This is a genomic window from Streptomyces coffeae, from assembly GCF_016741875.1.
Taxonomy (GTDB): Bacteria; Actinomycetota; Actinomycetes; order Streptomycetales; family Streptomycetaceae; genus Streptomyces; species Streptomyces coffeae.
In genome coordinates, this window is sequence record NZ_JAERRF010000005.1 from 239,179 (window position 1) to 264,218 (window position 25,040).

Sequence of the window (25,040 nt, forward strand, 5' to 3'; positions counted from 1 at the left end):
GACGTGACCGTGCCCGTAGTGAAGTCCGTGAAGCGACCGAAGCCGTCGTAGGCGAAGAGGAGCAGCGCACCGTGAGTGTCGTGCCCGCGCAGGCCATGCCGCCCGGCATCACCGGGGGAAGCGCCCCGGCGAAGGCCGCCGCGCCGGCCGGTGAGGCCGGAGACGCAGACGGCGTGCCCGCCCCGCTGGCGGCCCGCGCACGGCTGTTCCCCGCCCTCGTCGCGGTCTACCGGGCCCAGCTCAGCCGAGCCCGGGTGGCCCGGATCCCGTTGCTGTTCGTGGCCACCTTCCAGTCCGTCGGGATCATGGTCCTGATGCGCGGGGTGGTGGACGGCGGGGAGGAGGCCCGTTCGGTGGTCGCCGGGTCCAGCGTGCTGGTCGTGGCGTTCGTGGCGCTCAACCTGCTGGCCCAGTACTTCGGACAGCTGCGGGCGAGCGGCGGACTCGACCACTACGCCACCCTGCCGGTGCCGCCGTCCGCGGTGGTGCTCGGCGCGGCCGCCGCGTACGCCTCGTTCACCGTGCCCGGAACGGCCGTTACCGCCGTGGTGGGCAGTGCGCTCTTCCAGCTCCCGATGGGGCATCTGTGGATCCTCGTCGCGGTGATCCCGCTCTCCGGCGCCGCCCTCGCCGGGCTCGGCGCGGCCCTCGGACTGCTCGCCCCGCGCCAGGAACTGGCCACGCTCTGCGGCCAGTTGGGAATGTCGGCGGCGCTGCTGCTGGGGGTGCTGCCCGCCGAGCGGATGCCGGAGGTAGTGTCGTACACGCGTGATCTGCTGCCGTCGACGTACGGTGTGGAGGCCCTGGCGCGGTCCTTCGACGGGCAGCCCGACTGGCTGGCGGTCTGTGCCGACCTCGGGGTGTGCGCCGTGGTGGCCGTGGTGTCGCTCGCCGCCGCGACCTGGGCCTACCGGCGGGCGGCCGTGCGGTGACGCGCCGCAGCGGACCTCCCGCTGACCGAAGTACGCCGTCCACCTGGCACGATGACGGGGTGACCGCACCGTTGACGCCACAAGACCAGCCGTCGCCGCATGACGAGCCCGCCGAGGGGCGGGCCGGGCCGCGGGGGCAGGAGCCGCAGGGGCAGCCGCACGGAGGCTCCGCGCCGTATCCCTCCGGCGAAGCGCACACCTCCGGACCTCCGGAACACCCCGAACATCCTGAATACACCGAGCCCGGCGAGTACTCCGAGCCGGGGCCCGAGCTGCGGGCGGAGCTGGTGCAGGCGTCGCTGGTGGCCATCGCGGTGGCGGTGTCGGGCGTACTGCTGGGGCTGCTGTGGCTGTGGCTGGCGCCGAGGGTGCCGATGGTCCTGGCCGGTGACAACGCCGTCTATCTGAAGAACTCCGAGGGGGAGGACGCCATCGGCGCGGACGGGGTGTTCGCGCTGCTCGCTCTGGCCTTCGGGGCCCTGACGGCCATCGTGGTGTTTCTGCTCTTCCGTCAGGGCGGGATCGCGCTGGTCATCGGACTGGCCATCGGCGGGGTGCTCGCCTCGGTGATCGCCTGGCGGCTGGGCGTCTGGCTGGGACCCAGCGCGGACATCGCGGCCCATGCCAGGGAGGTCGGCAAGGGTGTCACCTTCGACGGGCCGCTGGAGCTGCGCGCCAAGGGCGCCCTGCTGTCCTGGTCGGTCGCGGCGATGGTGGTGCATCTGATGCTGACCGGGCTGTTCGGCCCGCGTGACCCGGAGCCCCCGCTGCCGACCTCGGGCCTCACCCCCGCCTGACCGGGATGTCCCGGGGCGGGCCTACCCCTCGTGGCGCGCGATCGGGGCCACCACGGCCTCGGTGAGCGCCGCCAGATCCGTGGGGGACAGCTCGACCTCAAGACCGCGGCGGCCCGCCGAGACACACACCGTCTCGTATCCGTCCGCCGAGGCGTCCAGGGCCGTTGGCAGCCGCTTGCGCTGGCCGAGCGGGGAGATGCCGCCGCGGACGTAGCCCGTGGTGCGCTCCGCCGACGCCGGGTCCGCCATCGTCGCGCGCTTGCCGCCGACCGCCGCCGCGAGGGCCTTGAGGTCGAGCGAGGCGGAGACCGGGACGATGGCCACGGTCAGCCGGTCGTCCACGCTGGCGATGAGGGTCTTGAACACCCGGCCCGGCTCCACGCCCAACGCCTGAGCGGCCTCCTCGCCGTAGGACGGGGCCGCCGGGTCATGGGTGTAGGAGTGCAGCGTGAACGGGGTGCCCGCCGCGGTGAGGGCGGTGGTGGCAGGGGTCCCGGCGGAGTTCTTCCTGGATTTCTTGGCCATGTCTCTCAGGCGTCAGTTGGGGCTGGTCGGGCGGCGGGTCAGATCGACGGCGGGAAGCGAGGGGAGCTTACCGATCACCGCGCTCTCCGCGCGAAGGAGTTTCAGCTCCTCGGCCAGCCGGCTGGCGGTGTCCGGTGCCTGCAACAGCCGCTGTTTGGCCGGGGTGTCGAGCACCGCGGCCGCCGCGACCAGATAGGAGAGGACGGACGGCTCGCCCGGCAGGTCCTGTTCGGCGGCCAGGGTGCGTTCCCGCGCCCCCGCCAGCCGCTTCTGATAGGTGCGGAACGCCCGCACCACCCCGGAGGCCAGCGCCCCGGCGCCGTCGCCCTGCTCCTCCTGGAGCTCCTTGACCTCGGCGGTCAGATACGGGCCCGAGGAGTCCACCGAGAGCAGTTCGAACCGGGTGGTGCCGGTGGCCAGCACCTCGAAGGTGCCGTCCTCCTGCTCCCGGATGGTGGCCGCGTCCGCGACACAGCCGACCGGATAGAACGACTTCACCGGATCCGGGCCGAAGCCCGCGGCGGGGCCGCGGTCGGGCAGGGTCACGGCCTCCGGGAGCCCGATCGCGCTGGGCGCGACCTCATGCCCGTCCCGGATCGCGATCACCCCGAACCGGCGCGGAGTCTCCTCCGGAAGCGCCGACAGATCGTGCATCAGGGAGCGGTACCGCTGCTCGAAAACGTTCAGGGGCATGACGAGCCCCGGGAACAGCACCGTGTTCAGCGGGAAGAGCGGAAGGCGCGCGGAGGTCACGGGGCGTAAGCCTAATGGCCCCGCGCGTCCCTCTTCACTGGCGGCGCAGCAGCCGGGAGGCGCCCGCGGCGACGGTGGTCGCCAGCACCCAGCCCAGCAGGATCATCACGATGGCGGCCCACTGGACCGCCCCGCCGGGTTTCCAATAGCCGTCCTGGCCCAGATTGACCACCGGGATCAGCAGGTCGAGCGTGTACAGCGAGGCGTTCCAGTGCGGGGATTCATCCGGCTTCAGCGCCTCGGGGCGGTTGTGGGCGAAGAACACCGAGCCCACCGCCCACAGCACCGCCATCCACACCGCCGCCCGGCCGGGGCGATAGCCGTAGGCCACCGTCCAGTCCTGGAGATATCCCCACATCTTCCCGGCCAGCGGCAGCGTTTCCCGGCGGCGGCGCTGCTTGGCGAGCAGCACCTCGCGCGCGTCCGCGTCCTCACCGCTGGCCCGCATCGCGTTGGCCAGCATCTCGTACGGCTCGGGCGCGTACTCCGGAGTCGCCGCGGCCACCCACTCCAGCCGCCGGGTCAGCGGGAAGTGGCCGCGCGGGATCAGACACTCGTAGGAGAAGCCAGCCATGGTGAGCCCGCCCGGCCCCGGCCAGCTCACCGACTTGTCGACCAGGTTGACCACCCGGGCGCCGGAGAGGATCACCCGGCCGCGCTGCGGGCGCTCCCCGACGAAGCGCAGCTCGGGCGTCTGGACCCGGCGCAGCGACAGCTCCTGGTCGTTCTCCAGGATGAAGCGGGCCTGGTCGAAGTCGATCGCGTCACCGATCCGCCCGTCGTCCAGGCGTATACCGCCCTCGCACTCGAAGCGCTGGATCCGGGTCCCGCGCGTCGGGGTATCGGTGGTGCCGTACGGCGGGGTGGAGCCGGGGGAGTAGGTGGATATCCCGCCGCCGGTCAGATACATGCTGCGCTCGACGGTCAGCTGTGGTGCGTTCAGCGCCCGCCGCCCGTACGGATTGCGCAGCCGCGAGCCGCGCAGACTGAGCGACACGCCCACCTGCGCCCCGCGCAGACTCAGCTCGCCGTACGACTCGATCATGTCGGCCTGGAAGTCCTGGGCGACGGTCAGCCCGTCGGCGCTGATCGACATGCCCCGGCGATCCCGGCGCACGATGAGCTGGTTGAGCAGTAAATCCGTGCCGATGTGGGCGTCGGTGAGCCGGATGCCGTGCTCCACGACACACCGGGGCAGATGCAGATCGCCCTCGGTGCGCAGCCGGGCCGCCTCCAGCCGGGGGAGCGCGCAGCCCACCAGACGCAGGGTGGTGAAGTGCGCCTCGGGGAGCAGCACTTCCCGCTCGAAGCGGCAGTTCTTCAGCTCCACGTACGGACTGATGACTCCGCCGGCCAGGTCCAGGGTGCCGGTGATGTGCACCCCGTTGAGCTTGAGCGCCGCGACCCGGCCCGGCTGGGCGAGCGGCCCGTTCAGCAGCAGCAGCGCCACGACCCGCGCCCGCACACTGCGCTCGGGGCCCCAGGCGTAGGGACCGGAGGGGTCGTTCCGCTGGGGGTGGGAGGTGCGCAGATCGTGGGTGCTGCCATTGCGGAACGCCTGCCACATGCCCCATTCGGCGGTGGTCAGATCGAGGCCCGGGGGCGGATCGCCATCGTGCGGCTCGGTCACAGCCGTGTCCCCTCCTGTTCTCCGTGTCCCCGTACGGACCACATTCCCGCTGAGTAACCGGTTGAACGCCAACGGTCAGGGTCAACTTAGGGGGTCCGTATCACTCACTGATACGGGGGGCGGGCGGCCGTATCGGGTCTGAGACAATTGATCGCGTGATCTCCCGTATCGATCTGCGCGGCGCCGCCCTCTCCGAGGGCGGCATCGACCGTGACCTGCTGCCCCGTGCCGAGCTCGATGTCGAGGCCGCCCTGGAGAAGGTGCGCCCGATCTGCGAGGACGTACGGCATCGCGGCACCGCGGCGCTGATCGACTACGCGCGGCGGTTCGACGGCGTCACCCTCGAGCGGGTGCGGGTGCCCGCCGAGGCCCTTCAGCGCGCCCTCGCCGAGCTGGACCCGGCCGTGCGGGCCGCCCTGGAGGAGTCCATCCGGCGGGCCCGGCTGGTCCACCGCGCCCAGCGGCGCAGCGACCACACCACACAGGTGGTGCCCGGCGGCACCGTCACCGAGCGCTGGGTGCCGGTCGAGCGGGTCGGGCTGTACGTCCCGGGCGGCCGCTCGGTCTACCCCTCCTCCGTGGTGATGAACGTGGTGCCCGCGCAGGAGGCCGGGGTCGGCTCGATGGCCGTCAGCTCCCCGCCGCAGAGCGAGTTCGGCGGGCTGCCGCACCCCACCATCCTGGCGGCCTGCGCCCTGCTGGATGTCGACGAGGTCTACGCGGCCGGGGGCGCCCAGGCCGTGGCCATGTTCGCGTACGGCACCGAGGAGTGCCGTCCGGTCTCGATGGTGACCGGACCGGGCAACATCTGGGTCGCCGCCGCCAAGCGCCTGCTCAAGGGCCGGATCGGTATCGACGCCGAGGCCGGGCCCACCGAGATCGCCATCCTCGCCGACGCCACCGCCGACCCGGTGCATGTCGCCGCGGACCTGATCAGCCAGGCCGAGCACGATCCGGTGGCCGCCTCGGTGCTGGTCACCGACTCCGAGGAACTGGCCACCGCGGTCGAGAAGGAGCTCGAGGTCCAGATCGCGGCCACCAAGCATGTCGAGGACCGCATCCGCCCGGCGCTCTCCGGCCGTCAGTCCGGCATCGTGCTGGTCGACGGGGTCGAGCAGGGCCTTGCCGTGGTGGACGCCTACGCGGCCGAGCACCTGGAGATCCAGACCGAGGACGCGTCGGCGGTCGCCGCCCGGGTGCGGAACGCCGGGGCGGTCTTCGTCGGCGCGTACGCCCCCGTCTCCCTCGGCGACTACGCCGCGGGCTCCAACCATGTGCTGCCCACCGGCGGCTGCGCCTGCCACTCCTCCGGTCTGTCCGTGCAGTCCTTCCTGCGCGGTATCCACGTGGTGGACTACAGCCGGGAGGCGCTGGCCGAGGTCGCGGGCCATGTGGTGACACTCGCCGAGGCGGAGGATCTGCCCGCCCACGGCGCCGCGGTGAAGGCAAGGTTCGACTGGAAGGTGCCACCGAGCAAGTGACCGGCATTGACGATCTCCCGATCCGGGAAGAGCTCCGTGGCAAGTCCCCGTACGGCGCTCCGCAGCTCGATGTCCCCGTACGGCTGAACACCAACGAGAATCCGTATCCGCTGCCCGAGGCCCTGGTGGCCCGGATCGCCGAGCGGGTCACCGAGGCGGCCCGCGACCTCAACCGCTACCCGGACCGGGACGCGGTCGAGCTCCGCACCGAGCTGGCCCGCTATCTCACCCGCACCGCCGGGCACGAGGTCGGCGTGGCCAACGTCTGGGCGGCCAACGGGTCCAACGAGGTGTTGCAGCAGCTGCTCCAGACCTTCGGCGGTCCGGGGCGCACCGCGATCGGCTTCGAGCCCTCGTACTCGATGCATGCGCTGATCTCCCGTGGCACCGGTACCGGCTGGATTTCCGGCCCGCGGAACGCGGATTTCACCATCGATGTGGACGCCGCCCGCGCGGCCATCGCCGAGCACCGGCCCCACGTCGTGTTCATCACCTCCCCGAACAACCCCACGGGGACCGCCGTCGAGGCGGACACGGTGCTGGCGCTGTACGAGGCGGCGCAGGCCGCCGGACCCTCGATCGTCGTGGTCGACGAGGCGTACGGGGAGTTCAGCCACCGCCCCTCGCTGCTGCCGCTGATCGAGAACCGCCCGCAGCTGATCCTCTCCCGGACCATGTCCAAGGCGTTCGGCGCCGCCGGGCTGCGGCTGGGCTATCTCGCCGCCCACCCGGCCGTGGTGGACGCCGTCCAGCTGGTCCGGCTGCCCTACCACCTGTCCGCCGTCACCCAGGCCACCGCGCTGGCCGCGCTGGAGCACACCGATACGCTGCTGGGGTACGTCGAGGCGCTCAAGGCCGAGCGCGACCGGCTGGTGAGCGAGCTGCGCAGCATCGGCTGCGAGGTGACCGACTCGGACGCCAACTTCGTGCAGTTCGGCCGCTTCGAGGACGCGCACGCGGCATGGCAGAGCCTACTGGACCGGGGAGTTCTGGTCCGTGACAACGGCGTACCGGGGTGGCTGCGGGTCACCGCGGGCACCCCCACCGAGAACGACGCGTTCCTCGACGCGGTACGCGACCTGATGAAGGAGAAGAGCGCATGACCCGCGTGGGACGCGTGGAGCGCACCACCAAGGAGACCTCGGTCGTCGTCGAGATCGACATCGACGGCACCGGACAGGTCGACGTATCGACCGGTGTCGGCTTCTACGACCACATGCTCGACCAACTCGGCCGCCACGGCCTCTTCGACCTCACCGTCAAGACCGAGGGCGACCTGCACATCGACACCCACCACACCATCGAGGACACCGCCCTCGCACTCGGTGCCGCGTTCAAGCAGGCGCTCGGCGACAAGGTGGGCATCTACCGCTTCGGCAACTGCACGGTGCCGCTCGACGAGTCCCTCGCCCAGGTGACCGTCGACCTCTCCGGCCGCCCCTACCTGGTGCACACCGAGCCGGAGAACATCGCGCCGATGATCGGCAGCTACGACACCACGATGACGCGGCACATACTGGAGTCGTTCGTGGCGCAGGCGCAGATCGCCCTGCATGTCCACGTGCCGTACGGGCGCAATGCCCACCACATCGTGGAGTGCCAGTTCAAGGCCCTGGCGCGGGCGCTGCGCTACGCCAGCGAGCGGGACCCCAGGGCCGCCGGGATCATTCCTTCGACGAAGGGCGCGCTGTGAGCGACGTACGCGCGGGCGGAGAAGCGAACGGAGAGCTGCTGTGAACGGGACCTCGACGGCGTTCATCGTCCTCGGGCTGTTTCTGCTGGGCGGGGTGGTCTCCTTCGTGAAGCAGGGGCTGCCCAAGGGCGTGATCGTGCTGCTCAGCCTGGGCGCCTCGATGGCCCTGGTGGCGGGCATCATGCGGCTGGAGGTCTGGAATTGAGCACGGCCCCGAAGGTCGTCGTTTTCGACTACGGCTTCGGCAACATCCGCTCCGCCGAGCGCGCCCTCGCCCATGTCGGCGCCGATGTCGAGATCACCCGTGACTACGACAAGGCCATGGCCGCCGACGGTCTGCTGGTCCCCGGCGTCGGCGCCTTCGCCGCCTGTATGCAGGGGCTGCGCGAGGCCCGCGGCGACTGGATCGTGGGCCGCCGGCTCTCCGGCGGGCGCCCCGTGATGGGCATCTGCGTCGGTATGCAGATCCTCTTCGGGCGCGGTATCGAGCACGGTGTCGAGGCCGAGGGCCTGGACGAGTGGCCCGGCACCGTCGAGCCGCTGCGCGCCCCCGTCGTCCCCCACATGGGCTGGAACACGGTCGAAGCCCCCGACGACTCCCGGCTGTTCGACGGCGTGGACAAGGGCGAGCGCTTCTACTTCGTCCACTCCTACGCGGTCCGCACCTGGGAGCTGGAGGTGGCCAACCCCGCCATGCCCGCCCCCAAGGTCGCCTGGACCACCCACGGCGAGCCGTTCGTGGCCGCCGTGGAGAACGGCCCGCTGTGGGCCACCCAGTTCCACCCCGAGAAGTCCGGCGACGCGGGCGCGCGGCTGCTCCGCAACTGGCTCGACACGCTCTGACCGGCCCGCCCCAGCTCACGCACTCACCGTAAGGTTCCCCGCATGCCAACGCACCGCCTCGAACTCCTCCCCGCCGTCGACGTCCGCGACGGCCAGGCCGTCCGCCTCGTGCACGGTGAGTCCGGCTCCGAGACGTCGTACGGCGACCCGCTGGAGGCCGCCCTCGCCTGGCAGGCGGCGGGCGCCGAGTGGCTGCATCTGGTGGACCTGGACGCCGCCTTCGGCACCGGTGACAACCGCGAGCAGATCGCCGAGGTCGCCCGCGCCATGGAGCTGAAGGTCGAGCTGTCCGGCGGCATCCGTGACGACGCCTCGCTGGCCGCCGCCCTCGCCACCGGCTGCACCCGGGTGAACCTCGGTACCGCCGCGCTGGAGACCCCCGAGTGGGTCGCCAAGGTCATCGCCGAGCACGGCGACCGCATCGCCGTCGGCCTCGATGTCCGCGGCACCACTCTGCGCGGCCGCGGCTGGACCCGCGACGGCGGCGATCTGTACGAGACCCTGGCCCGGCTGGACTCCGAGGGCTGCGCCCGGTACGTGGTGACCGACATCGCCAAGGACGGCACCCTTCAGGGCCCCAACCTGGAGCTGCTGCGCAACGTCTGCGCCGCCACGCCCAAGCCGGTCGTCGCCTCCGGCGGCGTTTCCTCCCTTGACGACCTGCGCGCCCTTGCGACTCTGGTACCGGAAGGCGTCGAGGGTGCCATCGTCGGGAAGGCGCTCTACGCCAAGGCGTTCACCCTGGAAGAGGCGTTGGAGGCGGTGTCCGCATGACCTCACCCGAGATCGCGCGACGGATCCAGACCCACAGTCCCTGGGAGGAGACCATCGGTTTCGCACGGGCCGTCGAGGCCGGTGACCTGGTGGTCGTCGCCGGGACGATGCCGCTGGCCGAGCGCGGCGTGCTGGAGGGCGAGGGCGATCCGTATCAGCAGACGCTCGCCGCGTTCCGCCATGCCCTGGACGCGCTGGAGAAGTTCGACCTGGGCGTCGAGTCCGTGATCCGCACCCGGATGTACCTCACCCACGCCCGGGACGTGGACGAGGTGGGCCGTGCCCACAAGGAGCTCTTCGACGCCGTGCGCCCGGCCGCGACCCTCGTCGTGGTCTCCGGCTTCGTCGACTCGCGCGTCCTGGTGGAAGTCGAACTGGAAGCATTCCGAGGAGCCCGACAGCCATGACCCTCGCGGTCCGAGTCATCCCCTGCCTGGACGTGGACAACGGCCGGGTCGTCAAGGGGGTCAACTTCCAGAACCTGCGCGACGCGGGCGATCCGGTCGAGATGGCCAAGATCTACGGCGAGGAGGGCGCGGACGAGCTGACCTTCCTCGACATCACGGCCTCCTCCGGCAACCGCGAGACCACCTACGACGTCGTGCGCCGCACCGCCGAGCAGGTCTTCATCCCCCTCACGGTCGGCGGCGGCGTCCGCACCACGGAGGACGTCGACAAACTGCTGCGCGCCGGTGCGGACAAGGTCGGCGTCAACACGGCCGCCATCGCCCGCCCCGAGCTGATCCGCGAGATCGCCGAACGCTTCGGCAGCCAGGTGCTGGTCCTCTCGGTCGACGCCCGCCGCTGCGCGCCCGCCGCCGACGGGGGACCGGCCGCGGTCACCGCGTCCGGCTACGAGGTCACCACGCACGGCGGCCGCCGGGGCACCGGTATCGACGCCGTCGAGTGGGCCCACCGCGCGGCCGAGCTGGGCGCCGGCGAGATCCTGCTCAACTCCATGGACGCGGACGGCACCAAGGACGGCTACGACACCCCCATGATCGAAGCCGTCCGGAAGCACGTCTCCGTCCCGGTCATCGCCAGCGGCGGCGCGGGCACGCTCGCCCACTTCCCCCCGGCCGTCGCCGCGGGCGCGGACGCGGTACTGGCCGCGTCGGTCTTCCACTTCGGCGATCTGCGGATCAGTCAGGTGAAGGACGAACTGCGGGCGGCGGGGCACCCGGTGCGCTGAGGGGGCCGCCGATGAGGCCGCCCCGGGTGCGGCGGGGCGGACTTGACGTGGTGTCACCCAGGGCGCTTGGATCGCGGCTGTCGGCCCGGGGCGACCGCCCGGAGCCCCAGAGGTGCGCCCAGCCGGTACGGGATCCGTATCCTCAGCCCGGCCCGAGTCGCCAGGACCGCACACGACGCGTCCGAGGCGGGGCCGTTACCCGCGAACGCTGGAGCAGTGCGCCATGCCCGCCCGCCGTCCCACCGTCCGGTCCACCGCCGTCGCCGCTGTCGCGGTGCTCCTCGCCCTCACCGGCTGTACGTCGTCCTCGGATTCCGCCGGGCCCGCCGCGTCCTCCGGGTCCCCGGGATCCTCCGGGTCCGGGGGCCGTTCGCGGGTGACGCTGCCGCCCGTCCACGCCGGATTCGACTACCAGTTGGGCGGCGCCTACACCCCGCCGAAGGGCGTCCGGATCATCAGCCGTGACCGTACGTCCGCTCCGGCGGACGGGCTGTACAACATCTGCTACGTCAACGCCTTCCAGGCCCAGCCGGAGGAGCGGAAGCAGTGGCCCGCCGATCTGCTGCTGCGCGACGCGGACGGGGACGTGGTCCTGGACAAGGACTGGAACGAACCGCTGCTGGACATCGGCACACCCGCCAGGCGCGAGCGGGTCGCCGCCCGGGTCAACCGGTGGATCGACGGCTGCGCCGACAAGGGCTACGACGCCGTGGAGCCGGACAACTACGACAGCTACACCCGCTCCGGCGGCAGGCTGTCGGCGGCCGACGCAAAGGCGTTCATCACCCTGCTGTCCGCGCACGCCCACTCCCGGGGCCTGGCCATCGGCCAGAAGAACACCGTGGAACTCGCCGACAGCCGCAGGAAGACGGGGCTCGATTTCGCCGTGGTCGAGGAGTGCGGCGCATACGAGGAGTGCGATGGCTATGTGGACGCCTTCGGCCGCCAAGTGGTGGTGATCGAGTACACCGCCAAGGGGCTTGCCAAGGGCTGTGCGGAGTGGGGCGACCGGCTGAGCATCGTGCGCCGGGACGTCGATGTCACGCCCCGGGGCGACGACGGCTACGTCCGCGGGACCTGCCGGGGCTGACCATCCGGGTCCCGGGTGAGGGCGTACATCACCTGTGGTGCGCCGAATTCGGTGAACGCGTCGACCTGCCGCATCCCGAGGGCTTCGAGGAGGCGCCGCGAGGGGGCGTTGGCCTCCTGGGTGACCGCGACGACCTCCGGGCGCCCGGGCGTCAGCGCGTCGAACGCCCAGGAGACCGCGGCCCAGACCGCCTCGCGGCCGTAGCCGTGTCCCCAGTGCTCGGGCAGCAGCTGGTACGACACCTCCGTACGGCCGTCGTGGCGCGAGTCCGGCTCCAGCAGCACTCCGCCGACCACCGTTCCGTCGGCGCGCAGCACCACGCCGAACGCCCCGAAGGCGCCCACGCATCCCCGCTCCCGCGCGCGGACCGTCTCCTCGGGCACCGGGCCGCCGAGGTAGCGGCGCACCGCGGGGTCGGTCCACAGCCGGGACACGGCGGGGACATCGGCGGCCTCGATGGGGCGCAGGTGCAGCCGCGCGGTGGTCAGGGCGACGGGCCAGGGGGCGGAGGACATGATCAGACCTTGTCCCACACGAGCGAGTAGCGCCACAGCAGATGGCGTCGGAAGCGGCAGCCGGGCAGCAGCCGGCGGGCCTCCCGGCGGACCTGGCCCCAGCTCATCCCGGGCGTCTGGAGGGGCATTCCGTCGGGATGCGTCTTGCCGCCGTTGCGCCGGGCGCGCGACCGGGCCACCGGCACGCCCGCCCCGCTGATGACCCAGTCCAGCGGGGTCCGGTTACGGGCCAGGCCGACGATCGCCAGCCGCCCGCCCGGCGCGAGCAGCCGCACCATCGCGCGCACCGCCTCGGCGAACTCCATGTGGTGGACCACGGCGACGGCGCTGATGAAGTCGTAGCCGCCCTCGGGGAGCCGGTGCGCGGAGGGGGCGAGGAAGTCCGCCTCCACATACGTCACATGGGGCGGGGGAGCGCCGTGCGGCTCGGACGCGCGGGCCAGGCGGACCATCTCCGCGGAGCGGTCCACGCCGGTCACCGAGGCCACCCGCCCGGCCAGCTTGCGGGCGAGCAGCCCGTCACCGCAGCCGATGTCCAGAGCCGTGCCACAGCCGTCCGGTACGGCGTCGAGCACCAGCGGGTGGTAATGGACGTTGTGGTTCCAGTAGGTCCGGGACATCACGCCACCCTAAGCGGCGCCGAGCGGTCCCGGGCGGTGATGCCGACGCTGTGACTCAGATACCGAGCGGGGCGGATCGGGCAGCCTCCACGGCCTCCTTGTCGCCGTCGAGCTCGACCCGCGCGGCGCCCTGACGGCCGTACAGGAACAGCGCCAGCTCGGCCGGTTCACCGGTGACGGTGACCACCGGGGTGCCCCGGTGCGCCACCGCCGTACGGCCGTCGGGGCGGCGCAGCACCAGGCCCACCGGGGATCTGCGGCCGAACACCCGGGCCGCGCGCTCGATCCGGGACCAGAGCGCATTGGCGAAGACCGGGTCCACCTCGCGCGGCGCCCAGTCCGGCTGGGCCCGGCGGACGTCCTCGCCGTGCACATAGAACTCGAGGCTGTTGGCCGCCTCGTCCACCTGCTTGAGGGCGAACGGCGACATCCGCGGGGGACCGGTGCGGAAGAGCTGGAGCAGCTCCTCGTACGGCTTGGCGGCGAACTCGGCCTGCACCCGGGCCAGCCGCGCGGCCAGCGGCTTGATCACCAGGCCACCGGCGGCGTCCGCGCGGCGCTCGCGGACCACCAGATGGGCTGCCAGCTCCTGGGTGGTCCAGCCCTCGCACAGCGTCGGTGCGCCGGGGCCCGCGCTCTCCAAGAGGTCGGCGAGGAGCAGACGTTCGCGCTGCGCGTGAGTGGACATAACGCCCACCCTACGACCGCTGTCCGCGCCCCGCCACGCCCGACGCGACCGGCGCGCCGGGGGCAGTGGCCGGGCCTACTTGGGCAGCGGCTTGTGCAGCTTGGCGCCGTCCAGGCCCGAGCTCAGCGTCAACGCGCAGGAGACCTTGTCCTCGCCCTGGACGGAATAGGTGCCCAGCGCGGGGTAGAGCGCGTAGTAGTAGTAATTCCGCCCGTCGTTGGGGATTTTCTGGAGCCGGGTCTTGGCATCCACCGCGCACAGCGAGAGAGCCTTCTTCTGGATCGCCGTCTCGGAGGAGAAGTCACCGGTCAGCTTCTCGTTGGCGATCACCTCGCCGTCGTGCGCACTCGAACAGGAACGCTTCTCGATCTTGGTGACGCTGCTGTCCATCGCGGGGTGGTCGAAGCAGGTGCCGGGAGCGAGCACCACATACGGCACCCGGTCGCGGGAGCCGGCGGACTGGGACGGGGTCGGGGAGGTCCCGGAGTCCGGGTCGCCCTTGGGGTCGTCGCCGAACGGTGCGCCCTCGCCCGGGTCCTCCGTGCTCGAGGGGTCGGAGGAAGGGGCGGACGGGGAGGCCGTGGCGCTTGTGGAGGCCGAGGCGCGCGGGGTCTCGTCGGCCGCCGCCTCGTCGCTGTCATGGTCGCCCTGGGAGCCGAGGGCGATCGCGCCGACGATCACGGCCACGGCCACCGCCGCCGCGACGACGATCGCCACGACCTTGGAGCCTCCGCCGCGGGGCGGAGAGGGCGGCAGGGAACCCGGCGGGAGGCTGCCCGGCGGGAAGCCTCCGGGCAGCGGGCCGCCGGGCGGCGCCGACGGCGGGCCGAACGTGCCGAACCCGCCGCCGGGCGGCAGCGCGGGCTGTCCCGCCGGGCCGGGCTGTCCCGGCTGGGGCGGCGGCGGGCCGAAGCCCTGCGACGGCTGCTGGGCCTGCGGCTGCTGCGGTGGCTGTGCCTGCGGTGGCTGTGCCTGCGGTGCGTCCTGCGGCGGCGGACCGAACCCTCCGCCGCTTCCAGGCCGGTTGGCGTCGTTCGGCGGCGGAAACGTCATGTCCGAAGCATGCCCCATCCCACCGACACTGCGGCCATCGGGCCCGGCGATACCGGCCACCCGCGACGCGGTACCGGCGCCCGCACCGTAGGGCGGCGCGCCCCCGGACCGTCTCACGCCCTCCGCTCCGGGTGATCAACCCGTGAGATCGTTCGCGGGGCCACCCGCCCGGCCGTGCAGAATGGTCGCATGACCGGCTCCGACCGCCCCTCCGCCCTCGACCCGGCCGTCGCCGCCCGCCTCAAGCGCGGCGCCGACGGGCTCGTCCCCGCCATCGCCCAGCAGTACGACACCGGCGAGGTGCTGATGCTCGGCTGGATGGACGACGAGGCGCTGCACCGCACCCTCACCACCGGCCGCTGCACCTACTGGAGCCGCAGTCGCCAGGAGTACTGGGTCAAGGGGGACACCTCGGGCCATGTCCAGCTGGTCAAGTCCGTCGCCCTCGACTGCGACGCGGACACCATCCTCGTCAAGGTCGACCAGGTCGGGGCCGCCTGCCACACCGGTGACCGCACCTGCTTCGACGCCGACGTCCTCCCGCTCGGCCGGTGACCGGGCCCGGCCCCCACCCCCGCCCCCACTAGGCTCCTCATCCATGACCCAGGACGCTGCCACGATGGATCTCGAGACCTTCCGCAAGCTGGCGGCCGACCGCCGCGTCATCCCCGTCAGCAGACGGCTGCTGGCGGACGGGGACACCCCCGTGGGCCTCTACCGCAAACTGGCCGCCGAGCGCCCCGGCACCTTCCTCCTCGAGTCCGCCGAGAACGGCCGCTCCTGGTCCCGCTACTCCTTCATCGGCGTCCGCAGCGCCGCCACCCTCACCGAGCGCGACGGCCGCACCCACTGGCTGGGCACCCCACCCGTCGGCGTCCCCACCGAGGGAGATCCGCTCCAGGCGCTGCGCGCCACGATCGAGGCTCTGCACACCCCTCGTGATCTCGGCGGTCTGGTCCATCTCCCGCCGTTCACCGGCGGCATGGTCGGCTACCTCGGCTACGACATCGTCCGCCGCCTGGAGAAGATCGGCGAGCACGGCCGCGACGATCTGCGGCTGCCCGAGCTGACCATGCTGCTCACCTCGGACCTCGCGGTGCTCGACCACTGGGACGGCACCGTGCTGTTGATCGCCAACGCGATCAACCACAACGACCTCGACACCGGTGTCGACGAGGCGTACGCGGACGCCGTGGCGCGGCTCGACGCGATGGCCGCCGACCTGGTCCGCCCGGTGGCCACCGACCCCACCGCGCTGCCCGCTTCCGAGGTCCCCGCGTACACCGCGCTGTGGGGCGGCGAGGACTACAAGGCGGCCGTCGACGACATCAAGGAGCGCATCCGCGCGGGCGAGGCGTTCCAGGTCGTCCCCTCCCAGCGGTTCGAGACGCCGTGCACGGCGTCCGCCCTCGACGTCTACCGGGTGCTGCGGGCCACCAACCCGAGCCCCTATATGTACCTCTTCCGCTTCGAGGGCTTCGACGTGGTGGGCTCCAGCCCGGAGGCGCTGGTCAAGGTGGAGGACGGCCGGGCGATGGTGCACCCCATCGCCGGGACCCGCCCGCGCGGCGCCACCCCGCAGGAGGACGCGGCGCTCGCCGAGGAACTGCTCGCCGACCCCAAGGAGCGGGCCGAGCATCTGATGCTGGTCGACCTCGGCCGCAACGACCTGGGCCGGGTGTGCGAACCCGGCAGCGTCGAGGTCGTCGACTTCATGTCGATCGAGCGCTACAGCCACGTCATGCACATCGTCTCCACGGTCACCGGTGCTCTCGCCGACGGCCGCACCGCCTTCGACGTGCTCACCGCGTGCTTCCCCGCGGGCACCCTCTCCGGTGCTCCCAAGCCGCGCGCCATGCAGATCATCGAGGAGCTGGAGCCCAGCCGCCGCGGGCTGTACGGCGGCTGTGTCGGCTATCTCGACTTCGCGGGCGACTCCGACACCGCGATCGCCATCCGGACCGCCCTGCTGCGCGGCGGTACGGCCTATGTCCAGGCGGGCGCGGGCGTGGTGGCCGACTCCGAGCCGGCGGCCGAGGACGCGGAGTGCCGCAACAAGGCGGCGGCGGTGCTGCGGGCGGTGCACTCGGCCAACCGGCTCCGCCGCTGACCGGGGCGGGTCCCGGGGCGCACCGCGCGGAGGCGGGGCGGCCGGGGCGTACCGCGGGCGCTCCGGGCGTTTCCCTAGTCGCCACCGGGCGTATCGGTGCGGACCGGGTCATCCGGTATACCCGGGACCCGGGCTCCGCACCCCGTGGGGGATAGTGGTACGCGTGAGTGCAGCAGCCGTACCCCAGCCCCGGGCCGAGAACGAGCCCTCCGCCTCCGCCGCGCGCGGCCGCCGGATCAGCCTTGCCGTCGCCCTGCTCGCCGGTGCGCTCGGTGCCGCACTCGTGCTGCTGGCCACCAGTCGTACCTGGGCCGAGGGCACCGCCTCGGTCGCCCAGGGCACCCTGCCCCAGCGGGCGAACGGCGACGACATCACCGGGCTGCCGGGCGCGCTCGCGGTCGTCGGACTCGCCGCGCTGGTCGCCGTGTTCGCCGTACGCCGGGTCGGCCGGGTCGTCGTCTCCGGACTGCTCACGCTCACCGGCGCGGGCATCGTCGTCGCCTCCGCGCTCGGCGCGTCGGACAAGGCGGCGCTGAGGGAGAAGGCGTCGAAGGCGACCGGTCTGACCGACAGCGCCATCCACGACGTGGCGTACACCCCCTGGCCGTGGGTGGCCCTCGCAGGCGGGGTGCTGCTGATGCTCGCGGGGCTGCTCGCGCTCGGCTACGGCCGCCACTGGCCCGCGATGTCCGGGCGGTACGAGCGCTCCGGCGCCGAGGGACGCGCCCGGGTCCGCCGCGGCGCCCGCCCCGCCGCCGACCCCGACCGCCCCGAGGAGCTGTGGAAGGCGCTGGACCGGGGCGAGGACCCCACGGCCCGGCAGGGGGCGTAGGCCCGGGCACCGGCGGGGGCGTGAGCCGGAAGCGCCCGGCGGCACCCTCGCTCAGCCCGGCGGCACCCCCGCTCAAGGGAACCGGGAGTGCCCAGCGGCACCCCCGCTCAAGGCCACTTCGCGCGTCGGGGACAATGGCGTGGGAGCGTTCGCCCCGGGCGCCCGGACCAGGCGCAGTACAGCTACGAGGAGTATTCATGGCGGGTCACAACCACGGACACACCCCGGCCGCCTGGACCGGTGTCACCATCGCCTTCATCGGCTTCTGCGTCGCCGGTGCCTTCACCGTGCTGGCCAATCCGCTCGGTTTCTGGGCGGGCATGGTCATCGTCGCGCTCGGTGGTGTGGTCGGTGTCGCGATGCGCGCGGCCGGGCTCGGGATGCCGAAGGCGCAGCCCCACCCGCGGCCCCGCCCCGAGGCGCAGACCCAGCAGTAGGTGTGACGTCGGGCGCGGCACGGGGCCCGTTCCGGCGCCCGTGGCGGCCGATCCTCGGCATCGGCCCCGTACGGCGCAGATACGGCAGATCCTGAGCTGCGCCTTCGTCGATCCGCGGGCAGACTCGGCGGTGTGAGCGCACCTCTGCCGGCTGCCCCGGATCCGGCTCCGTCGCCCGCCCCGCCGCCGCCCGGCGGCGGTGCGGTACGGCGGCTTTTTGCGCCCCTGGGGGTGCTCGCGGGCGTCGTCGCCGCCTTCGGCTACGTGGGCGCCGTCGACCCGCATCAGCCGGGCCACTACCCGGTCTGCCCGGTGCTCCGGCTCACCGGGCTGTACTGCCCGGCCTGCGGGGGCCTGCGCGGCGCCCACGCCCTCGCTCACGGCGATCTGCCCGCGGCGCTGCGCGACAACGCCCTCGCGGTCCTCTGCTACGCCCTGCTCGCGGTGTGCTGGCTGGTGTGGTGTGCGCGGTCCGTGGCCGGAGGGCGGTTCCCCCTGATGCGGGGGCGGCCGTTCACCCCGCGCGGCTGGCAGGTCCGGGCGTTCCTCGGGGTTGTAGTGATCTTCACGATCGTCCGGAATTCCCCGTTCGGGGGACTACTGACGCCGTGACCGTTGTTGTGTATGTCCATGTGGTGGGACTCGGCGTCAACCGGATGCGAGACCTGGGTCCTCTGACAGCTACCATCGCAGTGCCTGGTGCAGCGGTTGACCGCCCCACCGGCACCGACCATCTGCTTCATCCCCATCCGGGAAGGGGGCCGCTCGCGTGAGTGTGCTCGACGAGATCATCGACGGAGTCCGTGCCGACCTTGCGGAGCGGCAGGCACGCGTCACCCTCGACGAGCTCAAGGAGCGGGCGGCCAAGGCGCAGCCGGCCAAGGACGGTGTCGCGGCCCTCAAGGGCGACAGCGTCAAGGTGATCTGCGAGGTCAAGCGGTCCAGCCCGTCCAAGGGCGCGCTGGCCGCCATCGCCGACCCGGCCGGGCTCGCCGCCGACTACGAGGCGGGCGGCGCCGCCGTCATCAGCGTGCTGACCGAGCAGCGCCGCTTCGGCGGATCGCTGGCCGACCTGGAGGCGGTGCGCGCCAGGGTCGACATCCCGGTGCTCCGCAAGGACTTCATCGTCACCTCCTACCAGCTGTGGGAGGCGCGGGCGTACGGCGCGGACGTGGTGCTGCTGATCGTCTCCGCACTGGACCAGGAGGCCCTGGTCTCCCTCATCGAGCGGGCCGAGTCGATCGGGCTGACCCCGTTGATCGAGGTGCACGACGAGGAGGAGGTCGCGCGGGCGGTGGACGCCGGAGCGCGGCTCATCGGCGTCAACGCGCGCAATCTGAAGACCCTCGAGGTGGACCGCGGCAACTTCGCCCGGGTCGCGCCGGAGATCCCGGACAACATCGTGAAGATCGCCGAGTCCGGCGTGCGCGGCCCGCACGACCTGATCGCCTACGCCAACGACGGCGCGGACGCCGTGCTGGTCGGCGAGTCCCTGGTGACCGGACGCGACCCCAAGGGCGCCGTCGCCGATCTGGTGGCGGCCGGAGCCCATCCGGCGCTGCGGCACGGGCGGGACTGACGGATCATGGAGGCATACGCACGCTTGGCCCGGGGGTGCCGTCCCCGGGGCTGCCGTGCGCCCGCACGACGGGTGCGCGGACGGCGCGTGCGCTATCACATCGGATGCGAACCGGGACAGATCAACGGGCGCCGATGGCGGCGTACGGCGCACCGCTGACACCGGCAGAGGTGCCGTAGGCCGTACCGTGCCGCGGCCGCCAGGCCGTCCGGACACCGGGGGATCCCAGCGTTCCCCCGCGGTCCGGCGACTGCCCCGGCTCCGTGAGGCACCGGCCCCTGCTTGTCGCCCCGTCCCGTGCCGGCGGCGGTGTGCCCGTCCCGCGTTGTGATCGTCATCCATCGAGACCTGCGGAGTACAGCGAATGTCCTCTGATTTCTTCATCCCGGACCCGGAAGGTCAGGTCCCCAGCGCCCAGGGGTATTTCGGCGCGTTCGGCGGCAAGTTCATCCCCGAGGCGCTCGTCGCCGCGGTGGACGAGGTCGCCGCCGAGTACGAGAAGGCGAAGTCCGATCCGGCGTTCGCCGCCGAGCTCGAGGACCTCCTGGTCAACTACACGGGGCGGCCCAGCGCCCTGACCGAGGTGCCGCGGTTCGCCGAGCACGCGGGCGGCGCGCGGATCTTCCTCAAGCGGGAGGACCTCAACCACACCGGCTCACACAAGATCAACAACGTGCTGGGGCAGGCCCTGCTCACCAAGCGGATGGGCAAGACCCGGGTCATCGCCGAGACCGGGGCCGGACAGCACGGGGTGGCCACGGCCACCGCCTGCGCCCTGTTCGGACTCGAGTGCACGATCTACATGGGCGAGGTGGACACCCAGCGGCAGGCTCTCAACGTGGCCCGGATGCGGATGCTGGGCGCCGAGGTCATCGCCGTGAAGTCCGGCAGCCGGACCCTGAAGGACGCCATCAACGAGGCGTTCCGCGACTGGGTCGCCAATGTGGACCGCACCCATTACCTCTTCGGCACCGTGGCCGGACCGCACCCCTTCCCCGCCCTGGTGCGCGACTTCCACCGGGTGATCGGGGTGGAGGCGCGGCGGCAGATCCTGGAGCGCACCGGGCGGCTGCCCGACGCCGTGGCGGCCTGTGTGGGCGGCGGCTCCAACGCGATCGGGCTGTTCCATGCCTTCCTGCCGGACGAGAGCGTGCGGGTCGTCGGCTTCGAGCCCGCGGGACACGGGGTGGACAGCGGTGAGCACGCCGCGACCCTCAGCCAGGGCGAGCCGGGCATCCTGCACGGCTCCCGGTCCTACGTCCTCCAGGACGAGGACGGGCAGATCACCGAGCCGTACTCGATCTCGGCCGGTCTGGACTACCCCGGTGTCGGCCCCGAGCACGCGTATCTGAAGGACATCGGCCGCGCCGAATACCGGGCGATCACCGACGACGGCGCCATGCAGGCGCTGCGGCTGCTGTCGCGGACCGAGGGCATCATCCCGGCGATCGAAAGCGCCCACGCGCTGGCCGGGGCACTGGACCTGGGGCGTGAGCTGGGCGAGGGCGGCCTGATCGTCGTCAATCTCTCCGGGCGCGGCGACAAGGACATGGACACCGCGGCGCGGTATTTCGGGCTGTACGACGAGGGAGCGAAGTGATGGCCGGAAATCTGGAGCTGCTGTCGTCCGTCCTGGCCAACGCCAAGAGCGAGGGGCGCGCCGCGCTCGTCGGCTATCTGCCCGCCGGATTCCCCACCGTGGACGGCGGGGTGGCCGCGATGACCGCCATGATCGAGGGCGGCTGCGATGTGGTCGAGGTCGGCCTGCCACACAGTGACCCGGTGCTCGACGGACCGGTGATCCAGACCGCCGATGACATCGCCCTGCGCGGCGGGGTGAAGATCCGCGACGTCATCCGGACCGTCGGCGAGGTGCACGCGGCCACCGGTGCGCCGATCCTGTGCATGACGTACTGGAACCCGGTGGACCGCTATGGACCCGAGCGGTTCGCCGCCGATCTGGCCGAGGCCGGGGGAGCGGGCTGCATCCTGCCCGATCTGCCGGTCGAGGAGTCCGAGGTGTGGCGGAAGGCCGCCGAGCAGCACGGTCTGGCGACCGTGTTCGTGGTGGCGCCCAGCAGCCGGGACGAGCGGCTGGCGAAGATCACGGCGGCGGGCAGCGGCTTTGTCTACGCGGCCTCCCTGATGGGCGTCACCGGCACCCGTGAATCGGTGGGTCTGGAGGCACGTGAGCTGGTGGAGCGCACCCGCGCCACCACCGAGCTGCCGGTGTGCGTGGGCCTCGGGGTCTCCAACGCGACACAGGCGGCGGAGGTCGCGGCGTTCGCGGACGGGGTCATCGTGGGCTCGGCGTTCGTGAAGCGGATGCTGGAGGCCGCCGACCACGAGGCCGGGCTCCAGGCGGTGCGCGAGCTGGCCGGTGAGCTCGCCGAGGGCGTTCGCGTCCCTCGTTAGAGGGAATCGCGGGGCGGAGGAGCTCAAGCGTGCTCCTCCGCCTCGTTAGGCGTGGGGTGAGCCAGAAAAACCGTGAGGGAAAGCGCAGCGCCCGTGAGCGGCTGCGGGAACAGCGCGAGAAGGACAGGGCGCGCAACAAGCGGAAGCGGACGATGGGCGCCGTCGGGGCGGTCGTGGCCGTGCTCGCGGTGGCCGCCGGGGTGGGCATGTTCGCGTCCAACGCAACCAAGGACTCGGGAAAATCCGGCAGTTCGGTGGAGCCGCCGCGGGGCGCGGTCGGCAAGGGCCGGATGGTGATCGAGACCGGGAAGTCCGCCAAGCCGGGACGGCCCGCCCCCTCGACGCTGAACGTCTACGAGGACTTCCGCTGCCCCGGCTGCAAACAGTTCGAGGATGTCTTCCGCACCGCTCTGCACGACTTGCAGGACATCGGCCGGCTGAAGGTCCGCTACCACCTCGTGACGATCATCGACGGCAACATGGGCGGCATCGGCTCGCTGCACTCGGCGAACGCGGCGGCCTGCGCCCAGGACGCGGGGAAGTTCCGGGCGTACCACGATGTGCTCTACAAGCATCAGCCCGACGAGACCCGCGACACCTACGCCAACAAGAACCGGCTGATCAAGCTGGCGGGCACGGTCCCGGGGCTCGACACCCCCGCCTTCCGCTCCTGTGTGAAGGACGGCCGCCACAACGGCTGGGTGAAGAAGTCCAGCGACTCCTTCAACCACTCCGGCTTCGCGTCGACCCCGACCGTGCTGCTGAACGGGAAGTCGATCTACGGCAAGCCCGACAAGCCGCTGAGCCCCAACAAGCTCAAGCGGATGGTCGCCGCGGCGGCTCGGGGCTGAGCCCGTTATGCAGCCGTTGTGCCGGGTGGGTTGTGGTATTTGCCGCCCGGCACGGTAGCGTCGACCCTGTCATGGACCTCGCTTACATTCCCAGCCCGTCGTCCGGCGTGATCTATCTCGGTCCGATCCCGCTGCGCGGCTATGCGTTCTGCATCATCATCGGTGTCTTCGTGGCGGTCTGGCTCGGTGGCCGGCGCTGGGTCGCCCGGGGCGGCAGGGTCGGCACCGTTGCCGACATCGCCGTCTGGGCGGTGCCCTTCGGCCTGGTCGGCGGACGTCTGTACCACGTCATCACCGACTACGAGCTGTACTTCACGGAGGGCCGGAACTGGGTCGACGCGTTCAAGATCTGGGAGGGCGGCCTCGGGATCTGGGGGGCCGTCGCGCTCGGTGCGCTGGGCGCCTGGATCGGCTGCCGCCGCCGGGGGATCCCGCTCCCGGCCTACGCGGACGCCATCGCGCCCGGGATCGCCTTCGCCCAGGCGATCGGCCGCTGGGGCAACTGGTTCAACCAGGAGCTCTACGGCAAGGCCACCACCCTGCCCTGGGGCCTGAAGATCGACGCCGACGCCGACGCGGGCCGGGTGGCCGGTACGTACCACCCGACCTTCCTGTACGAGTCGCTGTGGTGCGTCGGTGTCGCGCTGCTGGTGATCTGGGCGGACCGGCGCTTCAAGCTGGGGCATGGCAGGGCGTTCGCCCTCTACGTCGCCTCCTACACGGTGGGCCGCTTCTGGATCGAGTATCTGCGGGTGGACGACGCCCACCATGTGCTCGGCATGCGGCTCAACAACTGGACCTCGATCGTCGTCTTCGTCGGTGCGGTCGTCTACATGGTGCTCTCCGCGAAGAAGGCGCCGGGCCGGGAGACCATGGTCGAGCCCGCGGCCGTGGAGGACGGCGCGGCCGCCTCCGCGACGGGCGAGGACGCCGCCGGGGATGCCAAGCCCGTCCCGAGCGCCAAGACGGCCAAGGGCACCGAAACGGCCAAGGGCACCGAGGGTGCCGGGGACGCCGACTCCACGGTGTCCCCGGAGGCGGAACCCTCCAAGTAGCGCACCGCAGAAGGCCGCCGAACCCACCGGGTTCGGCGGCTTTCGCGTTTACGCAGGTCAGCGAGGTAAGTTCGGCCTTCCTTGCTGGCGGGACAGAGGAATTCGCGCGTACCTTCGAAGCGTTGGGGTGAGGGCGGCCCGCCCTCCGCGAAGGGAGCACTTCTCAGATGTCCGTCATCGACCGCGCCGAGTCACCGCATATCGCCCACCGTGACAACCACACCCACCGGGATGTGAACGGCGGCTGGCTGCGCCCTGCCGTCTTCGGCGCGATGGACGGTCTGGTCTCCAACCTCGCGCTGATGACCGGTGTCGCGGGCGGTGCGGTGGACCGCCAGACCATCGTGATCGCCGGGCTCGCCGGGCTCGCGGCCGGTGCGTTCTCGATGGCCGCGGGAGAGTACACCTCCGTCGCCTCCCAGCGTGAGCTGGTCCAGGCCGAGCTGGAGGTGGAGCGGCGCGAGCTGCGCAAGCACCCGGCGGACGAGCTGGAGGAGCTGGCCGCGCTCTACGAGTCGCGGGGTGTGGAGCCGCGGCTCGCCCGTGAGGTGGCCAAGCAGCTGTCCAAGGATCCCGAGCAGGCGCTGGAGATACACGCCCGCGAGGAGCTGGGGGTGGACCCGGACGATCTGCCGTCGCCGACGGTCGCCGCGGTGTCGTCGTTCGGGTCGTTCGCGCTGGGCGCGCTGCTGCCGGTGCTGCCGTATCTGCTGGGCGCGGTGGCGCTGTGGCCCGCGGTGGTCGTGGCGCTGATCGGGCTGTTCGCCTGTGGTGCGGTGGTGGCCCGGGTGACCGCCCGGAGCTGGTGGTTCAGCGGACTGCGGCAGCTGGCGCTGGGCGGGACGGCGGCCGGTCTGACCTACGCCCTGGGCACCTTCTTCGGAACCGCCGTAGGCTAGGGCCCGACGAGGGCCCGGCTAGTCATACGGCGATCTGCATCACTATTCCATTACTCGAGGGTTTCGAGGGTTTTTCGTGCGGGCATAAAGCCGTAACGCGCGGGCAGTGTCGCCCGCCCCCCGCCGTGGCGATGATCGTCGCCCGGTACTTATTGCCTTGATCACCCCGTGCAGGGGTGTCCGCATGATGAAACGGAATGACCGGTTCCCGAGAACCGCCGCATCATGTAATCTGCACGAAATTTTCGCGGAGGGCCAACGTCGTCCCTCGGCACA

30 protein-coding genes are annotated in these 25,040 nt (G+C 72.0%); 23 read left to right on the plus strand and 7 right to left on the minus strand.

Features of this window, described 5'->3' with window-relative positions; all coding sequences use genetic code 11:
- Nucleotides 1-95 precede the first annotated feature (95 nt).
- Nucleotides 96-932: an ABC transporter permease gene (locus tag JK363_RS10340; RefSeq protein ID WP_201874438.1), complete on the plus strand. Its 837-nt coding sequence runs from the start codon at nt 96-98 to the stop codon at nt 930-932.
- Between the two features lie 59 nt (nt 933-991).
- Nucleotides 992-1,729 (plus strand): ABC transporter permease, encoded by a 738-nt coding sequence (locus JK363_RS10345; RefSeq protein WP_201874128.1) that lies wholly within the window; start codon nt 992-994, stop codon nt 1,727-1,729.
- A 21-nt stretch (nt 1,730-1,750) separates the two neighbouring features.
- On the opposite strand, the gene ybaK is transcribed toward JK363_RS10345, so the two are convergent.
- From ybaK to JK363_RS10360, 3 genes are read right to left on the minus strand one after another with little or no spacing between them, the layout of a single operon-like run.
- On the minus strand, nt 1,751-2,254 hold the full coding sequence (gene ybaK / locus JK363_RS10350; RefSeq protein ID WP_201874130.1) for a Cys-tRNA(Pro) deacylase: 504 nt from the start codon (nt 2,252-2,254) through the stop codon (nt 1,751-1,753).
- A gap of 12 nt (nt 2,255-2,266) precedes the next feature.
- Complete coding sequence (locus JK363_RS10355) at nt 2,267-3,007, minus strand: LON peptidase substrate-binding domain-containing protein (RefSeq protein WP_201874132.1); 741 nt, start codon at nt 3,005-3,007, stop codon at nt 2,267-2,269.
- A 34-nt stretch (nt 3,008-3,041) separates the two neighbouring features.
- On the minus strand, nt 3,042-4,637 hold the full coding sequence (locus tag JK363_RS10360; RefSeq protein WP_201874135.1) for an oxidoreductase: 1,596 nt from the start codon (nt 4,635-4,637) through the stop codon (nt 3,042-3,044).
- 155 nt (nt 4,638-4,792) lie between these two features.
- On the opposite strand from JK363_RS10360, the gene hisD reads away from it, so the two are divergent.
- The 9 genes from hisD to JK363_RS10405 all read left to right on the plus strand — a co-directional run bounded on the left by hisD (nt 4,793) and on the right by JK363_RS10405 (nt 11,710).
- Nucleotides 4,793-6,118 carry a histidinol dehydrogenase gene (gene hisD, locus JK363_RS10365; protein ID WP_201874137.1) on the plus strand — a complete coding sequence of 442 codons (1,326 nt, stop codon included), beginning with the start codon at nt 4,793-4,795 and terminating at the stop codon, nt 6,116-6,118.
- Entirely contained in the window at nt 6,115-7,221 is a 1,107-nt protein-coding gene (locus JK363_RS10370) for a histidinol-phosphate transaminase (protein WP_201874139.1), read from the plus strand. The genes hisD and JK363_RS10370 overlap by 4 nt, the downstream gene beginning before the upstream one ends.
- Nucleotides 7,218-7,811 (plus strand): imidazoleglycerol-phosphate dehydratase HisB, encoded by a 594-nt coding sequence (gene hisB / locus JK363_RS10375; RefSeq protein ID WP_201874141.1) that lies wholly within the window; start codon nt 7,218-7,220, stop codon nt 7,809-7,811. Before JK363_RS10370 ends, hisB begins: the two co-directional genes overlap by 4 nt.
- Nucleotides 7,812-7,851: 40 nt before the next feature.
- A complete protein-coding gene (locus JK363_RS10380; RefSeq protein WP_201874143.1) occupies nt 7,852-8,016 on the plus strand; it encodes a CG2302 family histidine operon protein in 165 nt (54 codons plus the stop codon).
- Nucleotides 8,013-8,654, plus strand: a complete 642-nt coding sequence (hisH, locus tag JK363_RS10385; RefSeq protein WP_201874144.1) for an imidazole glycerol phosphate synthase subunit HisH — start codon at nt 8,013-8,015, stop codon at nt 8,652-8,654. The genes JK363_RS10380 and hisH overlap by 4 nt, the downstream gene beginning before the upstream one ends.
- 42 nt (nt 8,655-8,696) lie before the next feature.
- Nucleotides 8,697-9,428: a bifunctional 1-(5-phosphoribosyl)-5-((5-phosphoribosylamino)methylideneamino)imidazole-4-carboxamide isomerase/phosphoribosylanthranilate isomerase PriA gene (gene priA / locus JK363_RS10390; protein ID WP_201874145.1), complete on the plus strand. Its 732-nt coding sequence runs from the start codon at nt 8,697-8,699 to the stop codon at nt 9,426-9,428.
- Nucleotides 9,425-9,835, plus strand: a complete 411-nt coding sequence (locus JK363_RS10395) for a Rid family hydrolase (RefSeq protein WP_201874146.1) — start codon at nt 9,425-9,427, stop codon at nt 9,833-9,835. The genes priA and JK363_RS10395 overlap by 4 nt, the downstream gene beginning before the upstream one ends.
- Nucleotides 9,832-10,620 (plus strand): imidazole glycerol phosphate synthase subunit HisF, encoded by a 789-nt coding sequence (gene hisF, locus JK363_RS10400; protein ID WP_201874147.1) that lies wholly within the window; start codon nt 9,832-9,834, stop codon nt 10,618-10,620. The genes JK363_RS10395 and hisF overlap by 4 nt, the downstream gene beginning before the upstream one ends.
- A 223-nt stretch (nt 10,621-10,843) precedes the next feature.
- A complete protein-coding gene (locus JK363_RS10405) occupies nt 10,844-11,710 on the plus strand; it encodes an endo alpha-1,4 polygalactosaminidase (RefSeq protein ID WP_201874148.1) in 867 nt (288 codons plus the stop codon).
- On the opposite strand, the gene JK363_RS10410 is transcribed toward JK363_RS10405, so the two are convergent.
- The 4 genes from JK363_RS10410 to JK363_RS10425 all read right to left on the minus strand — a co-directional run bounded on the left by JK363_RS10410 (nt 11,683) and on the right by JK363_RS10425 (nt 14,586).
- Entirely contained in the window at nt 11,683-12,225 is a 543-nt protein-coding gene (locus tag JK363_RS10410; protein ID WP_201874150.1) for a GNAT family N-acetyltransferase, read from the minus strand. The two genes, JK363_RS10405 and JK363_RS10410, sit on opposite strands and share 28 nt — an antisense overlap.
- Before the next feature lie 2 nt (nt 12,226-12,227).
- The gene (locus tag JK363_RS10415; RefSeq protein WP_201874152.1) at nt 12,228-12,845 is read right to left on the minus strand and encodes a class I SAM-dependent methyltransferase; all 618 of its coding nucleotides are present in this window, start codon (nt 12,843-12,845) and stop codon (nt 12,228-12,230) included.
- 55 nt (nt 12,846-12,900) lie between these two features.
- Nucleotides 12,901-13,533: a TIGR03085 family metal-binding protein gene (locus JK363_RS10420; protein WP_201874153.1), complete on the minus strand. Its 633-nt coding sequence runs from the start codon at nt 13,531-13,533 to the stop codon at nt 12,901-12,903.
- Nucleotides 13,534-13,608: 75 nt separating this feature from the next.
- On the minus strand, nt 13,609-14,586 hold the full coding sequence (locus JK363_RS10425; RefSeq protein WP_201874154.1) for a hypothetical protein: 978 nt from the start codon (nt 14,584-14,586) through the stop codon (nt 13,609-13,611).
- Nucleotides 14,587-14,775: 189 nt separating this feature from the next.
- Here JK363_RS10425 and hisI point away from each other — a divergent pair, with 189 nt between their 5' ends.
- From hisI to JK363_RS10480, 12 genes are all read left to right on the plus strand, one after another.
- Nucleotides 14,776-15,141, plus strand: coding sequence for a phosphoribosyl-AMP cyclohydrolase (gene hisI, locus JK363_RS10430; protein WP_201874155.1), 366 nt, complete (start codon nt 14,776-14,778; stop codon nt 15,139-15,141).
- Between the two features lie 64 nt (nt 15,142-15,205).
- Nucleotides 15,206-16,696 carry an anthranilate synthase component I gene (locus tag JK363_RS10435; protein WP_236075679.1) on the plus strand — a complete coding sequence of 497 codons (1,491 nt, stop codon included), beginning with the start codon at nt 15,206-15,208 and terminating at the stop codon, nt 16,694-16,696.
- Nucleotides 16,697-16,859: 163 nt separating this feature from the next.
- The gene (locus tag JK363_RS10440; RefSeq protein WP_201874157.1) at nt 16,860-17,528 is read left to right on the plus strand and encodes a TIGR02234 family membrane protein; all 669 of its coding nucleotides are present in this window, start codon (nt 16,860-16,862) and stop codon (nt 17,526-17,528) included.
- 197 nt (nt 17,529-17,725) lie between these two features.
- Nucleotides 17,726-17,965 (plus strand): HGxxPAAW family protein, encoded by a 240-nt coding sequence (locus JK363_RS10445; protein ID WP_201874159.1) that lies wholly within the window; start codon nt 17,726-17,728, stop codon nt 17,963-17,965.
- 132 nt (nt 17,966-18,097) lie between these two features.
- Nucleotides 18,098-18,577 carry a DUF2752 domain-containing protein gene (locus JK363_RS10450; protein WP_307821673.1) on the plus strand — a complete coding sequence of 160 codons (480 nt, stop codon included), beginning with the start codon at nt 18,098-18,100 and terminating at the stop codon, nt 18,575-18,577.
- Nucleotides 18,578-18,734: 157 nt separating this feature from the next.
- Nucleotides 18,735-19,544: an indole-3-glycerol phosphate synthase TrpC gene (gene trpC / locus JK363_RS10455; RefSeq protein WP_201874161.1), complete on the plus strand. Its 810-nt coding sequence runs from the start codon at nt 18,735-18,737 to the stop codon at nt 19,542-19,544.
- Nucleotides 19,545-19,550: 6 nt separating this feature from the next.
- Nucleotides 19,551-19,703 carry a tryptophan biosynthesis modulator TrpM gene (trpM, locus tag JK363_RS44610; RefSeq protein WP_372444735.1) on the plus strand — a complete coding sequence of 51 codons (153 nt, stop codon included), beginning with the start codon at nt 19,551-19,553 and terminating at the stop codon, nt 19,701-19,703.
- Between the two features lie 205 nt (nt 19,704-19,908).
- The gene (gene trpB, locus JK363_RS10460; RefSeq protein ID WP_201874163.1) at nt 19,909-21,144 is read left to right on the plus strand and encodes a tryptophan synthase subunit beta; all 1,236 of its coding nucleotides are present in this window, start codon (nt 19,909-19,911) and stop codon (nt 21,142-21,144) included.
- The gene (gene trpA / locus JK363_RS10465) at nt 21,144-21,959 is read left to right on the plus strand and encodes a tryptophan synthase subunit alpha (protein WP_201874164.1); all 816 of its coding nucleotides are present in this window, start codon (nt 21,144-21,146) and stop codon (nt 21,957-21,959) included. Before trpB ends, trpA begins: the two co-directional genes overlap by 1 nt.
- 56 nt (nt 21,960-22,015) lie before the next feature.
- Nucleotides 22,016-22,810 carry a DsbA family protein gene (locus tag JK363_RS10470; protein ID WP_201874165.1) on the plus strand — a complete coding sequence of 265 codons (795 nt, stop codon included), beginning with the start codon at nt 22,016-22,018 and terminating at the stop codon, nt 22,808-22,810.
- Nucleotides 22,811-22,881: 71 nt separating this feature from the next.
- On the plus strand, nt 22,882-23,865 hold the full coding sequence (gene lgt / locus JK363_RS10475) for a prolipoprotein diacylglyceryl transferase (protein ID WP_201874166.1): 984 nt from the start codon (nt 22,882-22,884) through the stop codon (nt 23,863-23,865).
- A gap of 167 nt (nt 23,866-24,032) precedes the next feature.
- Nucleotides 24,033-24,764 carry a VIT1/CCC1 transporter family protein gene (locus JK363_RS10480; RefSeq protein WP_201874167.1) on the plus strand — a complete coding sequence of 244 codons (732 nt, stop codon included), beginning with the start codon at nt 24,033-24,035 and terminating at the stop codon, nt 24,762-24,764.
- Nucleotides 24,765-25,040 lie beyond the last annotated feature (276 nt).